Source organism: Rossellomorea sp. GCM10028870, from assembly GCF_042666755.1.
Taxonomy (GTDB): Bacteria; Bacillota; Bacilli; order Bacillales; family Bacillaceae_B; genus Rossellomorea.
The window spans coordinates 1,900,986-1,915,755 of sequence record NZ_JBHTGN010000001.1 but is presented as its reverse complement, the minus strand read 5'-3'; the positions used below and the strand labels follow the sequence as shown (position 1 = coordinate 1,915,755).

The following is a 14,770-nucleotide window of genomic DNA, read 5'->3' as shown; positions in this document are numbered from 1 at the left end:
CTATCATTATACTATTACAGAATTTGGAGGTACATAAATGAAGCAAAAGATTATTGCAGGAATTGCCAGTTTTACTCTACTATCCACCGCACCATTCAACGTTTTAGCAGAATCTCCACAAACGACGATTCAAAGTACTCAACTCGATGAGAAAGATAAAAGCTTGTTTAATAGCGAGCACTATGACTTTGTGAAGTACTCTGAGATTGAAGGGAAGCTTGATGCGATCGCACAGGAAAGCAATCGTGTAACTGTCGAGAAGAGCGAAACAAAATCAGCAGCAGGTCATGATATGTATGTAGTGACCGTTTCGGATGCGAAAGCGAAAGGGAAGTATGGTTACTATAAAGGTCTGCGTAAGAAAATGATCCAGTCGCCTGATAAAGCACAGGACTTTATCGATAAGCACCCTGATCTAAAGGTTCCGGTGATGATCAATGCATCGATTCACGGAACAGAATTTGTTGGAACAGACGCAGCTTTGCAATTAATCGAGCGCTTTGCCTCGGATAATGACGAACAAACGAAAGGGATTCTCGAAGATCATATCCTGATTTTCAATGTGGTAGCGAACCCGGATGGGCGTATTGATGCTACGCGTTTCAACGGAAATGGAATTGACCTCAACCGTGATTTTATCACTCAATCCCAGCCTGAAACAGAGCATATGGTAGACCTGATCACAGAATGGAATCCAATGGTATTCCTTGATCTCCATGGATATGTGAGAGGATATGGCGGCCCGACAAAGCCAGGTTTGATTGAGCCTTGTACGCCTCCTCATAATCCAAACTATGAATATGATCTGTATTCGAAGTGGGCAATGAATCAAGCAGAGGCGATGGAATCCAATATCGTTTCGAATAAAGAAAACTATGAAAATACTCATACGGAATCGTCAAAAGTAGATTATCAGAATATGGAAGGGACTTATATCCCGCAACGTGATGATTCTGCCGGATGGGATGATTATCCGCCGATCTTCACTCCAATGTATGCCATGTACCACGGGGCATATGGGTATACACTTGAAGCGCCGACCAATGATTGGGACGGGGTTCAATGGACCTATGATGCCGTGATGGGTGCACTGGGCTATGCGAGCGAGAACAAAGTGGATATGGTAAAAGATCAGATCGAAGTCTTTAAACGTGGTGTCCAGTTCGACCATCCGTTCCATACGGAAGGCCATTTCCCATCTGCTTATATTCTGCCGAATGATGAACAGGATCAAACGGCTACTTTGAAAGCCGTCCTTCATCTTCAAGATAATGATATTGTCGTAGAAGAAGCTCAGAAGGATTTCACGTTTGATGGCGTGACATATCCGAAAGGAACGTATATCGTACCGATGGAGCAAGCAAAAGCCGGCCTCGCGAACACCATGCTTTGGGACGGGGAAGACATCACTGAAGATACACCGAGTATGTATGATATCTCTGCCTGGAATCTGCCGGAATTATGGGGCTTCGATGCAGTGGAAGTAAGCAGTGACACTGAACTGAATGTTAAATCGAAACAAGTAAGAGCACTTAATGAAAGTGGAGACGTCATTGGGGACGGACCATATGCGATCCCGAATACCTCCGTGGAATCGATAGCGATTGCCAATCAATTATTAAATAGCGGACACACTCTTCACAGAGGTGAAGATGGAACAATGTATGCAGGTGCCGATGCAAAAGCAAAACTTTCCGACCTTGTGAAAAATTCTGCTGTCACGATTTCTTCCCAATCTGTTCCTGTAGGAGCGAAAGAAATGACGTCCCGGCATGTAACCCTCTTGAAAGATGGAGGAATGAACAAAGCTCAATCCCACTCTGGAACGAAGCTTGCCCTGGAGCGTCTTGGCTTCGCGGTGGAAGAAAAGACTCCCGGACAGGTAGCAGAAGAGGGTCTGGGTTCAACAGATGTGTTTATTTATAACGGGAGATCGAACCTCATTTCCTATCAAAATAGTGTGGCCAATTCGGAATTCGGATTGAAGGATGCAGCACAATACGAAGCATTCAAAGCGAATGTGGAAGGTTTTGTAGCGGATGGTGGACAATATCTTGCCGTCGGTGCAGGTGCATCTCAAGCCACGACAAAGCTTGGAATAAGTGATGTGAAAGTGGAAACAGGCGGCTCCAACAGCAACGGAATCGTCCAATTATCACACACGGATTCTACTTACACAGCTGGTTACGAAACAGCAGACATTGGATTTGTTTATCAACCAACATGGTACACGAACACAGGTAATGCAGAAATTCTATCAAGCTATCAAAACAGCAGTGACTTCTTCCTGGCCGGACACTGGAAAGACAGTGAAGCAGCTCAAGGAAAGCCTGTTATCGTGAAGGATGAAAATGTATTATTGATCGGACTCGAACCAACTTTCCGTGATCATACGGATTATCTGTTCAGACTCGTTTCAAATGCGATTTTTGCACAATAAGAAAATGGAAGAGTCGTCCAAATTGGGCGGCTTTTTTTCATCATCATACTTGTATTAATACTATTCTTTATATAGAATATATTTTGAATACTTTTAATAGTTTGATGAATGACCATTCATTCAGTTTAACTGAAAAGGGGAGGGATACAATTGAATATCGCAACACGGTTAGACCAAATCGCTCAAGAGAAAGCAGATAAAACAGCCTATCATTTCTTAAATACCTCTAGTACATACGGGGAATTAAATGCAGCTGTATCGAAATTTGCAAGTGGCCTAGAGCAATCGGGTCTGAAAAAAGGGGATCACATCGCGCTTGTATTAGGGAATTCACCACATTTCGTCATTGGATTATATGGGGCATTACGAATGGGGTTAAAGGTTATACCAATCAATCCGATCTACACACCGGATGAAATTGGCTACATTCTGAAAAATGGTGACGTGAAAGCCATTGTCACTCTTGATTTGCTATTCCCATTAATCGAAAAGATGCAGCATCTATTATCCGATGTCGAGCAATTTATCCTGTGTGAATCAGGGGATGAACGGGCAAAGGACATTGATTTAGAGAAAATCTCGCTTGCATACCCTAAAATGAAATCGTTTACAAGCGTTCTTGGGAAGGGCGATCCTGCGTTTAAGGGGGAGGAAGTGGATGAAAATGAAGTAGCCATCATCCTTTACACCTCGGGAACGACGGGGAAACCGAAAGGCGCAATGCTGACACACAAAAATATTTATTCCAATGCAACCGATGTCGGCAGCTATTTACGAATGAATGAAGACGACACCGTCATTACAGCTCTGCCTATGTTTCACGTCTTCTGTCTGACAGTGGTCCTGAATGCGCCATTGATGACAGGGGCGACCCTTTTAATCGTTCCACGCTTCAGTCCAAAAGCCATTTTTGAACTGTCGAGGGCCTATCAGCCAACCGTATTTGCCGGCGTACCAACCATGTACAACTTCCTGTTCCAGTATCCTGAAGGAAATCCGGAAGATCTATCATCTCTCCGTCTCTGCATTTCAGGCGGAGCTTCCCTGCCGGTGGCCTTACTAAAAAACTTTGAAAAGAAATTCAACGTCATGATTTCTGAAGGCTATGGCCTATCCGAAGCGTCTCCTGTGACATGTTTCAACCCGCTGGATCGACCGAGAAAACCAGGATCCATCGGAACTTCAATCATGAACCTGGAGAATAAAGTCGTCGATGAACTGGGTGAAGAAGTACCAGTCGGACAAGTGGGCGAACTGATCGTCAAAGGCCCGAATGTCATGAAGGGCTATTACAAAATGGAAGAAGAAACAGCGGCAACGATCCGAGATGGCTGGTTATACACAGGTGACCTTGCCCGGATGGATGAAGAAGGCTACTTCTATATTGTGGACCGAAAGAAAGAACTGATCATCGTCGGGGGGTACAATGTCTACCCACGCGAGGTCGAAGAAGTGCTATACAATCATCCTGGAATCGTGGAAGCAGCGGTCATCGGTGTCCCACATCCGGAACTGGGTGAAGTCGTCAGCAGCTATGTTGTGAAAAGTGAACCATCCTTAACGGAACAGGACGTACTTAAGTATTGTAAAGAGCATCTTGCCAAGTACAAGCTGCCAGCATCGATCGAGTTCATTGATGAGCTGCCGAAGAATACAACAGGGAAAATTTTAAGAAGAGCGCTGAAAGAACAAGTGCTTCAATCATAAAAAAAGAAGATGTTCAGTGGATCACTGAGCATCTTTTTTACGTTATTTCATCGCCTTACTAGCCTGTAAGAGCTTCGATTCACCTTTTTCCCACGTTTCAACCTGTTCGATCGCCTGCTCGGGTGTGAATCCCTGCCCGACCAGTACACCTGACAGGATGAACTCCTGGAAGAGGTGGGTAAGGTTGATGCCTTCTTCCACTTCAGACAGGGCTCGGGTTACAAGTGGTTGAATATACTCAACCCATTGATCGGGAAGGCTTTGGGTTTCACGGTAGTAGTGGTGCAGCCAGGCAATATCGTTTGCATATTGGTTTGAATAGGGATTCACCTGTTGATGCTGAAGGTAAGGGTTTTGATTTGAAGGATTATACAAAAGAAATACAGCTCCTTTATGGGTATATGTCACATTTAGTCTATGCACCCAACCAAGATATGTTCAACCTCGTTAAAAAATGAAAGGGTTTTCTCGGTTTGTGTCGAATCATACATAGGGAGGAATCAGTTAAAAAAAGGGGAGAACAAACATGGAATCAATCTTACTAGAACAAAAGGGCAATGTCGCCACTGTAACCATCAACCGATCTGAGGCAATGAACGCCTTTAATTACGATACGCTGAACGAACTCCAGCAGGTAGTCGAAGCACTCCGCATCAACCCGGACGTCAGAGTCGTCATCTTCACAGGAAGTGGAGAAAAAGCCTTCTCGGTTGGAGCCGATTTAAAAGAGCGCAAGACTCTGACTGAACAGCAAGTCATCCGCAACGTCTACAAAATAGGCGAAGTCTTTCAATCCGTCGCTACCCTCCCACAACCGACCATCGCCGCTATGAATGGCTACGCATTCGGCGGAGGAATGGAACTTGCCCTCGCCTGTGACTTCAGAATCGCAGTAGCAGGCACGACAATGGGACTGACCGAAACGAGCCTGGCCATCATCCCGGGAGCAGGGGGAACCCAGCGTCTGCCACGATTAGTAGGGGAATCAAAAGCGCTGGAACTAATTCTGACGGCTAAACGATTAACGTCAGAAGAAGCATTGGACATCGGACTGGTCACAAGAGTAGTAGAAAAAGAGAACTTCTTGGGTGAAGTCCATGCATTCGTGGAACCCATGCTGGCTAATGGCCCGATTGCCCTGCAGCAGGCTAAGTTTGCCGTAAAGAATGGTATGAACGTAGACCTGCAGACCGGATTACAGATTGAGAGAAAAGCATATGAGATTACCATTCCTACGGAAGACCGGGTGGAGGCTTTGTTGGCGTTTAGTCAGAAGCGGAAGCCGGAGTTTAAGGGGAAGTGATACAGAGTGGCTGAAAAGAACTCTTTTTTGGGGGTTCTTTTTGTTTTCGGTGCTTGAAGGGTAAAACCAGAAAGCAAAACATAGTACGCAACTTGAAAAAACGGTATTACAAACAAATGAAAATCTTCATTTAATCAAGAGGTTCCAACTTTGGAGCCTCTTTTTCACATGGCCCTTTTTAAACACCAAAAATCATGTAAAATAAAGAATCATACTAAAAAACACTGGAGTGACTCCTGTGAAAAAGAAACAGCTTAAACTAAGTACCATCATCATTCTCTTCGTATGCATCGTTGTCCTGGTATCACTTGTAATAACCGACTTGCTTATTTCCAGGACGATTAATGACAACATTGAGTCTAATATTGAAGAAAAGGCGAAAATCGTTTCCCGGACGGTCGCTCATTCCACGATTGTGAAGAGCGGTTTAGAGGGGGAAGGGAATGCAGATCGGATTCAGGAGTACACCCTTGATATCCAGAAATCAGCAGAGGTTCTGTTTGTAGTGGTCATGGATATGGAAGGGATACGTAAGTCTCACCCTGATCCTGATCGTATCGGCAAGCATTTTGTCGGCGGGGATGAGAAAGATGTACTCCAAGGGAAGGAAACATTGTCTATTTCAGAAGGGACTTTGGGCAAATCCGTCAGGGCATTTTCTCCTGTCTTTAATAATGAAAATCAACAGATAGGGGCTGTCGCAGTAGGGATTTCCCTGGGTAGCGTGGAGGAAGCATTGGACCAGAGTCATTGGAATATTTTAGTGGGATCTATGATCGGGATTATTGTTGGAGTCATTGGGGCCATTATTATAGCCAGGTACATAAAGAATATGTTGTTTGGGTTGGAGCCGATTACGATTGCGAAAATATTGGAAGAGCGAAATACGATGCTCCAGTCGGTTCATGAGGGGGTGGTGGCTGTCAATAAAGATACGACCATCTCATTAGTGAATAAGTCTGCCCTGAAAATATTTAATAAAGCGGGACTAAGCTCGGATCCGATTGGAATGCCCATCAAAGAATACATGCCACACACCCGGTTGGAAAGAGTCATCGCTACGGGGAAACCTGAGCTTGACGAGGAGCAAACGATCAATGGGGTATCTATCCTGGTAAACCGTGTTCCGTTAATCGTCAATGATGAAGTAGTCGGGGCGATATCCACCTTCCGTGATAAAACGGAAGTGAATCAATTGGCTGAGCAGTTAACGGGTGTCAAATCGTATGCGGAAACGCTCCGGGCCCAGTCGCATGAATTTATGAATAAGATGCATGTGATTCTGGGATTGGTGAAGATGAAGGATTACAATCATTTAAATCGCTACGTGAAAGAACTTGTTTCCCTACGGGTCGATGAAGTGAGCACGGTGACGTCAAAAGTGAAAGATCCTGCTTTGGCTGGTTTTATCATGGGGAAACTGAGCTATGCGAGGGAAAAGAACGTTGCATTGACCATTGAATGCCACGACTTTATCCCGGAACCCAAAGATCCTACTGTAACACATGAACTGATTACCGTGATTGGAAACCTATTGGATAATAGTGTTGAAGCAACGACAAATAGTGATGAAAAGGAAGTGCTGATGGAGCTATTCTATGAGGACGAGCAATTTGAAATGGTCGTGACGGATACAGGAGAAGGAATGGCGGATGAAATAGCAGAGGATATCTTCATCAAAGGATACTCTTCTAAAGGGGAAGGAAGAGGATACGGTCTCTTCTTAGTGAAAGAAAGTCTCCGTAAATTGAATGGAACCCTGCACGTCGAATCAAAGGTAGGCTCGGGAACGACGATGATTGTTCAAGCTTCATATAAGGAGGGGAAGAAGATTGATTAATGTATTGATCGTGGAAGATGATCCGATGGTGGCACGGTTTAATCAAAAGTATCTGGAAGAGATCAAAGGGTTTCATTTAATAGGAATCTCTAATTCGATTGAAGATGCCTCGGCGAAAGTAAGTGAGTATAAGATTGATCTGGTTTTATTGGATGTTTATATGCCTGGGAAACAAACCGGGATGGATTTGTTAGAGCAAATACGGAAGGAACAGCGGGAGACAGATGTCATCCTCATCACAGCCGCATCAGAAGTCGATAATATCCAGAGCGCACTTCGCATGGGGGTAGTGGATTATTTGATCAAGCCTTTTGAATTTGAACGGTTTAAAAAAGCATTGACGACTTATCGGGAGAGTAATCGGATGCTTCAAAAGCAATCTACCATCGATCAAAGTGAACTCGATTTACTTTTACTTAGGGATGTGCAAGCCGGGGAGAAGGCACCCCTCCCTAAAGGATTGACGAGCAGTACATTATCGTCTATCTACGACGAGATTGTGAGTTTCGAGGAAGAGTCGTTTTCAACAGATGATATTGCAGACGTGACGTCCATTTCACGGGTGTCGATCAGAAAGTACCTCAGGTTTTTAAAAAGTATCGGCGTGGTGGATGAGACCCTGATCTATGGTGTCGGAAGGCCGGTCTATCAATATACAAGGAACAAACTGAATAGCTCACGCATTCAAAGCTATTTGTAAGCAGCCTATCCGGCTGCTTTTTTTAATTTTAAAAGTCAAACAATAGTTTCATAATCTATGAAAAGGTAAAGCGTTTTCATATGATGGGTATACATTGTAAGCGATTACGTTAGGAGCGATTGGATGACTCGAAAGAATTTAAAGGAAGAAGCATTATCCATACATGAATCTCATGCAGGGAAAATTGAAGTGGTGAGTAAGATTGATATTTCATCTGAAGAAGATCTTAGTCTTGTCTATACACCGGGTGTCGCCGATGTATGTAAGACGATAGCCGAGGATCCCAGGCACGCCAATACGCTGACATCGAAAGGAAACATGGTGGCCATCATCACAGACGGTACAGCTGTATTGGGTCTTGGTGATATCGGTCCAGAAGCCGCGATCCCGGTCATGGAAGGGAAAAGCATGTTGTTTAAGAAGTTCGCCGGAATAGATGCCTTCCCCCTTAGTTTGGATACGAAGGATGTAGATGAAATCGTCACGATTATTAAAGCCTTGTCTCCTTCTTTTGGAGGGATCAATCTGGAGGATATTTCAGCGCCGCGCTGCTTTGAAATTGAAAACCGGTTAAAAAAAGAGTTGGATATTCCCGTTTTCCATGATGATCAGCATGGTACGGCCATAGTCGTCCTAGGCGCGTTAGTCAATGCGCTGAAGGTCGTAAACAAATCATATAAGAAAGTGAAAATTGTCATCAATGGGGCGGGGGCAGCTGGAATCGCGATTGCCGAACTCCTTTTATTCGCAGGTTATGAAAATATTACTCTCGTAAGTTTAGAAGGTGTACTGTGCAAGGGGGAGAAATGGATGAATGCTACCCAGGCGAAAATTTCTACACGCACGAACCTGCTGGGGGTGCGGGGTGAATTATCGGATGCGATAAAAGGAGCCGATGTATTTATCGGTGTATCCGGGCCTGGAGCCCTCAAGAAAGAGTATATTAAAACGATGAATGAGCAGCCGATTGTGTTTGCCATGGCCAATCCGATTCCTGAAATTTATCCGGAGGAAGCATTGGAAGCAGGCGCAGCGGTAGTAGGGACGGGAAGATCGGATTATCCGAACCAGGTCAATAATCTTCTCGCTTTCCCTGGGATATTCAGAGGAGCGCTGGATGCGAAAGCAAAGGATATCACAATGGAAATGAAAGTGGCCGCTTCCTATGCCATAGCCGATGTGATCAGCTCTTCTGAATTGAACCCTCAATATATTATTCCGAACGCGCTTGATTCCCGTGTGGCAGAAAAAGTCGGGGAGTCCGTGCGAAAGATTGCATGTAAGGAAAGCAAAGCAAACAGTTCAGTTTCGTAATTTTTATAATGACAAAGGGGATGATCAAGATGGGACAAGCAGCATCAACACTTTCATATAAGAAGGAGAAAACAAAAGAGAATGTGACGCTTACGAAAGATCGATCGCTTCAGATTTTCAATATGCCGATTCTTTGGTTCCTGATCTTTACGGGAATTACGTTGGCCAGCTTGTATACGGGGAACCTTCCAGGGGGAATGGTCGGTAGTCTTCTCGTCATGATGGTTCTTGGGGAATTATTCGGATGGGTAGGAGACCGTACGCCGATTGTGAAAACATTCCTTGGCGGAGGTGCCATCATTGCGATCTTTGGATCTGCTTTTATGGTTTACGCAGGTTTACTTCCGGAAGCCACCGTCACGTCCATGACTGACTTTATGAAATCAGGCGGTTTTTTGAATTTCTATATTGCTGCATTAATTACGGGAAGTATTTTAGGAATGAATTCAAAGGTTTTGGTTAAAGTGGGTCTGCGCTATTTCCTACCGATTTTCGGAGCGGTAGCCGGAGCCGTGATAGTAGCAGGAATCTTTGGATCTCTTGTCGGATTTACCCTTCAAGAAGCCATCCTCGTCATTACGATGCCGATCATGGGTGGCGGAATGGGAGCTGGAGCTGTTCCCATGAGTCAAATCTATTCTGAAATGATGGGGAATGATCCAAGCTATTATATCTCCATGCTCGTGCCTGCACTGGCATTAGGGAATGTATTTGCCATCATTTTAGCATCAGTTCTTGATATTATCGGAAAGAAAGTACCTTCCCTAAGTGGAAACGGACAGCTTATGAAAGGCTTCACTTATGAGAAGACAAAGCAGAAGTATAATATTGAAAAGATGGGAGTGGGCTTACTCGCTGCCCTGACATTCTTCACGGTGGGGACATTGCTGGGATCTGTTCTGCCCCTTCACCCTTATGCGATCATGATCATTCTGGTAGCTGTGGCCAAGATTTCAAATATCATTCCTCAAAATGTCGTAGAGGGAGCCAGTCAGTGGTATCAATTTGTAGCCAGCAACTGGACGTTCGCTTTATTATTTGGGATCGGTGTCGCGTACACGGACTTAGATACCGTTCTTGCTGCGTTGACGCTGCAATATATCTTGACTGTATTCGGAGTCGTTTTAGGAGCGATCCTCGGTGCGGCGATCCTTGGCAAAGTCGTTGGCTTTTACCCGATTGAAGCTGCGATCACTGCGGGACTATGCATGGCGAATATGGGGGGAACGGGAGATGTTGCTGTGTTGTCAGCATCGAAACGAATGGAGCTTATGCCTTTCGCTCAAATCTCTTCCCGATTAGGCGGCGCATTGATCCTGCTGTTAGCCGGATTAATTATCCCGCTGTTGTAAATATGGTACACTTAGGCTTGACTCTAGTAGTCAAGCCTATCTTTCATATTAATAGATTGTGGTGACGTAAATGGACGTAATATTGATTGTACTGCCTGCATTACTGGTCTTTGCTGTTGGATATATCGGCCAAAAGAAACTTGGTTTCGAGATCAATTCGATTTCGAAGATGGCCATTTACTTAATGTATCCATTTCTGGCATTCAAGACATTTTACGAGAATGAACTGAATATGGATTATCTTTATATTTTTCTTTTTTGTATCGCGCTTTGTGTGATCCTGATTGTTTCTATTAAAATAGTGGCGAGGTTTAAAAACTATTCTAAACCGAAAGTATCGGCCATGATTTTATCCGGGGTATTCATGAACAGCGGCAACTATGGAGTACCGATCATCCTATTCGCTTTCGGTGAGCTCGGTTTTCGCTATGCGGTCATAATGATGGTGATCCAGTCATTTCTGATGAATACAATCGGCCTCTATTATGCTGTCAGTGGCAGTGATAAAGAGAGGGAAACGAGCGAAATCTGGATGAAGATCGTCAAGATGCCGATTCTGCATGGTGCTTTTCTTGGGCTGGGTTTTCAATTGTTTCATCTTGATGTGCCGGTGTTTATGAGTCAGACCATTGATCTGATTTCCCAGGCAACGATTCCTACGATTATGGTGGTGTTAGGAATGCAATTAGCGACATTGGGAGGGAAGAAGGTGGAAAGAGGCGCCCTTTCCTTTATTGTGATCATGCGAATGGTAGCTTCACCCATCATAGCTCTGGTCGTCGTTTCGTTCCTTCCTATTTCTACTATGCTGGGATCGATCCTCATTATTTTGGCAAGCATGCCGACTGCTGCGAATACGACGATGTTTTCATTGCAGTTCAACACAGAGCCTGATTTAGTGTCGACAAGTACCCTTGTCACTACACTTATGAGCATTGTGACGATTCCGATTATGTTGGCTCTTGTATCCTTATAGAAGCGAAGCTGCTTGAGATGTATCAAGCAGCTTTTTTAAATAGAAGAAAGGAAGTAGAAGTCTCTCTTTTTGACAACTGTTCTCGAATCTATTACTATTGTAAAATAAATTCCAACTAATTCAATCAGATTAAGGAGGAATATGCATGGCTGGCTATGTGCAACCGATTAATGAACAAAAGGGTCCAGAGAAAGCGAGTACCGAATTGAACCCGCCACAGACATCTTTAGTGGCTGGCGGTTTAATCGTTACAGTGATTCTTAGTCTATATTTACTCTTTACACAAGAAATTGCCCAAACCGTGTTACTGTTGCTGGGGCTGTTGTTAGGATATACATTATTTCATGCAAGATTCGGATTCACTTCTGCTTTCCGAAGAGTGATGTCTGTAGGGAACGGGCAGGCACTGCGGGCACATATGGTGATGCTTGCCGTTGCCGTAACGCTGTTTGCTCCGATCCTTGCGACAGGGTACACATTCTTTGGGGGTGAAGCGGCAGGTTATGTATCACCTGTTGGGGTAAGTTTACTGGTAGGTGCCTTCCTGTTTGGGATTGGGATGCAGCTTGGAGGAGGCTGTGCTTCAGGTACCCTTTACGCAATCGGCGGCGGCCGCTCGGTTATGTTTATCACATTGCTATTCTTTATTGTCGGTGCCACAGTCGGAGCCTATCATCTTCCATTTTGGACAGAGGAATTGCCGTCCTTCAAACCTATTTCATTAGCAACTTCTACCGGATTAGGTTATTTCGGGGCGTGGGTCGTTTCGATTTTATTCTTTGGATTCATTGCGTGGATTACACTGCGGGTGGAGAAGAAGAAAAAACCGCCCCGCATGGCGACACTTCCAACATCAAAGGGATGGAAACGGATTTTACGTGGATCCTGGCCCCTTTTGGCAGCAGCGATTGTATTGGCTGTGTTAAATGCTCTTACTCTAATGACACGGGGGAATCCTTGGGGAATCACTTCTGCCTTTGCTCTATGGGGATCAAAGGTTGCCGGAATGTTCGGGGTCGACGTAGCAGGCTGGGGCTACTGGACAGGAGCCAATGCTGAAGCTCTTCAAGCATCGATCTTGGCTGATTCCACAACGGTATTAAACTTCGGTGTCATCCTTGGAGCATTTCTTGCATCTGCTGCAGGAGGCCTGTTCCGTTTTAATAAAATCACCGGGAAAAATGCCATGGCGTCCGTCATTGGTGGACTGCTGATGGGATACGGTGCACGTTTGGCATTCGGATGTAACATTGGTGCTTATTTCGGAGGGATTGCTTCCTTCAGTCTTCACGGTTATATTTGGGGGATCCTTGCCCTTGGCGGTACGTTCCTGGCACTATATCTTCGTCCGCTATTCGGATTGTCGGTGCCGAAACCGAAGGATACATTTTGCTAGCTGGATAGTTTGAAAAAGTCCTGCATGTAGTTTCACATGCAGGACTTTTTTGGGATTATTCACCGCCATAATAAATAACCATCTGGCACACAGCTGTTTCTCCTGAATCATTTACATATTCATGCCCTGAGTCAGCGGCAAAACGAATCGAACTTCCTTCTGTCAGCTCATAGGTTTCTTCGCCAATTTTAAGGGCAATCTTCCCCAACAGCACCGTGATATATTCCTCTACCCCCTTCGTATGGCCTTCATTCCGATACAAGCAGCCCGGTTTCATTTCAACCCGGTAGCTTTCCCATTTTTTCAGGGGATCGAAGGGGAAGATGGGATACACGATGTAATTGCCGTTATCTTCAAGAACAGGCTGAACGTCTTGATAATGAATGATGGATATTTGATTGCTTGGCTTTTCAATCAGTGAAGAGAAGGATACCTTCAAGCCATTGGCGATCTTCCATAGAATCGCGACCGTCGGATTCGAATCACCTCGTTCAATTTGACCGATCATCGCCTTGCTTACACCGGTGCGCTCTGCCATCTGCTCAAGGCTGAAGCCGCGCTCCCTGCGGATCTTCCGTATATTATCACCAATTTGAATCGGGAAATTTTCCATGCTAAAACTCCTCTTGTATACTATAGCGTCTATATGTATAATATAATAAATTATCAAAAAATTAAAATAGTAAATTACTTCTATTATAAAGGATGTGAGAGGATGGAGGCACTGCTTTCTACGAAAAAAGTGAGTGATTTTCGTCTGGGCCTGCAGGGAGGACTCAGCATTGCCATCGGATATATGCCGGTTGCGTTAACCTTTGGGTTGTTGGCACGGACAACCGGCCTCACGGTCACGGAAACGGTACTGATGAGCATGCTCGTGTTTGCAGGGGCTGCTCAATACATATCACTGAGTCTGATAGCGGTTGGTACTGGTATCATTGAAATTATTCTTACAACGTTCATCGTAAACATCCGTCACTTCCTGATGTCGGCTTCTTTAAGTGAAAAGCTCGAGGAAGACCGTTTGTTTAAAAAGCTTTTTTATGCGTTTGGGATTACGGATGAAACCTTCACGGTCATCAGCGTCAAAGATGGCAAAGTAAGAACGGGTTTTGCCGTCGGGGTGATGCTCATTTCATACGGGAGCTGGGTCGTGAACTCTGGTGTAGGCTACTTCATTGGGGAAATCCTTCCCGAGTTTCTACAAGCGAGTATGACGATCGCTCTTTATGCCATGTTTGTGGGACTCCTCGTTCCTTCCATGAAAAAAAGTGTCAAGGTCACGTTTTTAGCTGTAGTGGCCGGTGCGTTGAATAGCATCCTGCTTTTCACGACCAACCTTTCAAACGGATGGTCGATTGTACTTGCTACCCTCGTATCAGCCGTGATTGTGGAATTGGTGGTCATGATGAAGGGAGGAGAGAGAGCGAATGAATAGCGCGATTGTGTTGATGATCATCGGTATGGCGATTGTCACGTATATTCCCAGAATGCTTCCTTTCCTCGTATTTAAAGGGAAAGAGCTGCCTCCATTTCTTCAAGGGGTATTAAAGAATGTTCCCTTCGCCGTATTAGGCGCTTTAATTTTTCCGAGCATCCTTTTGATTCAAGAGGGGAATCTTATGTTTGGAGCCGTCGGGACGGCAGCCGCATTTGTCATCGCCTTTCTTGGTGCCAACGTCATCCTTGTGGTGATTGGGGCGATTTCAGTACTGTCTTTGTATTCGGTGTTCTTGATGTAA

The 14,770-nt window shown here is 44.8% G+C and carries 13 protein-coding genes; 11 read left to right on the top strand and 2 right to left on the bottom strand.

Annotation, left to right across the window (positions count from 1 at the left end):
• The first annotated feature begins 37 nt into the window (after positions 1–37).
• Complete coding sequence (locus ACFQWC_RS09825; protein ID WP_299740054.1) at positions 38–2,440, top strand: M14 family zinc carboxypeptidase; 2,403 nt, start codon at positions 38–40, stop codon at positions 2,438–2,440.
• Between the two features lie 150 nt (positions 2,441–2,590).
• On the top strand, positions 2,591–4,147 hold the full coding sequence (locus ACFQWC_RS09820) for a fatty acid--CoA ligase family protein (RefSeq protein WP_377107045.1): 1,557 nt from the start codon (positions 2,591–2,593) through the stop codon (positions 4,145–4,147).
• A 42-nt stretch (positions 4,148–4,189) separates the two neighbouring features.
• On the opposite strand, the gene ACFQWC_RS09815 is transcribed toward ACFQWC_RS09820, so the two are convergent.
• Positions 4,190–4,522 (bottom strand): hypothetical protein, encoded by a 333-nt coding sequence (locus ACFQWC_RS09815; protein WP_299740058.1) that lies wholly within the window; start codon positions 4,520–4,522, stop codon positions 4,190–4,192.
• A 151-nt stretch (positions 4,523–4,673) separates the two neighbouring features.
• Between ACFQWC_RS09815 and ACFQWC_RS09810 the strand changes: the two genes are divergently transcribed.
• From ACFQWC_RS09810 to ACFQWC_RS09780, 7 genes are all read left to right on the top strand, one after another.
• Positions 4,674–5,450 (top strand): enoyl-CoA hydratase-related protein, encoded by a 777-nt coding sequence (locus ACFQWC_RS09810; RefSeq protein WP_299740060.1) that lies wholly within the window; start codon positions 4,674–4,676, stop codon positions 5,448–5,450.
• Positions 5,451–5,688: 238 nt separating this feature from the next.
• Complete coding sequence (dcuS, locus tag ACFQWC_RS09805; RefSeq protein ID WP_341357778.1) at positions 5,689–7,290, top strand: DcuS/MalK family sensor histidine kinase; 1,602 nt, start codon at positions 5,689–5,691, stop codon at positions 7,288–7,290.
• On the top strand, positions 7,283–7,990 hold the full coding sequence (locus tag ACFQWC_RS09800; RefSeq protein WP_299740064.1) for a response regulator: 708 nt from the start codon (positions 7,283–7,285) through the stop codon (positions 7,988–7,990). The genes dcuS and ACFQWC_RS09800 overlap by 8 nt, the downstream gene beginning before the upstream one ends.
• A gap of 123 nt (positions 7,991–8,113) precedes the next feature.
• The gene (locus tag ACFQWC_RS09795; protein ID WP_341357779.1) at positions 8,114–9,304 is read left to right on the top strand and encodes an NAD(P)-dependent malic enzyme; all 1,191 of its coding nucleotides are present in this window, start codon (positions 8,114–8,116) and stop codon (positions 9,302–9,304) included.
• Positions 9,305–9,333: 29 nt separating this feature from the next.
• Positions 9,334–10,656: a 2-hydroxycarboxylate transporter family protein gene (locus ACFQWC_RS09790; RefSeq protein WP_377107042.1), complete on the top strand. Its 1,323-nt coding sequence runs from the start codon at positions 9,334–9,336 to the stop codon at positions 10,654–10,656.
• A 70-nt stretch (positions 10,657–10,726) separates the two neighbouring features.
• A complete protein-coding gene (locus ACFQWC_RS09785; RefSeq protein ID WP_377107039.1) occupies positions 10,727–11,632 on the top strand; it encodes an AEC family transporter in 906 nt (301 codons plus the stop codon).
• Between the two features lie 145 nt (positions 11,633–11,777).
• Positions 11,778–13,028, top strand: a complete 1,251-nt coding sequence (locus ACFQWC_RS09780) for a YeeE/YedE family protein (RefSeq protein ID WP_299740072.1) — start codon at positions 11,778–11,780, stop codon at positions 13,026–13,028.
• A gap of 55 nt (positions 13,029–13,083) precedes the next feature.
• On the opposite strand, the gene ACFQWC_RS09775 is transcribed toward ACFQWC_RS09780, so the two are convergent.
• Positions 13,084–13,641, bottom strand: coding sequence for a helix-turn-helix domain-containing protein (locus ACFQWC_RS09775; protein WP_377107037.1), 558 nt, complete (start codon positions 13,639–13,641; stop codon positions 13,084–13,086).
• A 102-nt stretch (positions 13,642–13,743) separates the two neighbouring features.
• On the opposite strand from ACFQWC_RS09775, the gene ACFQWC_RS09770 reads away from it, so the two are divergent.
• Entirely contained in the window at positions 13,744–14,466 is a 723-nt protein-coding gene (locus ACFQWC_RS09770) for an AzlC family ABC transporter permease (protein ID WP_377107035.1), read from the top strand.
• A complete protein-coding gene (locus tag ACFQWC_RS09765) occupies positions 14,459–14,770 on the top strand; it encodes an AzlD domain-containing protein (RefSeq protein ID WP_299740078.1) in 312 nt (103 codons plus the stop codon). Before ACFQWC_RS09770 ends, ACFQWC_RS09765 begins: the two co-directional genes overlap by 8 nt.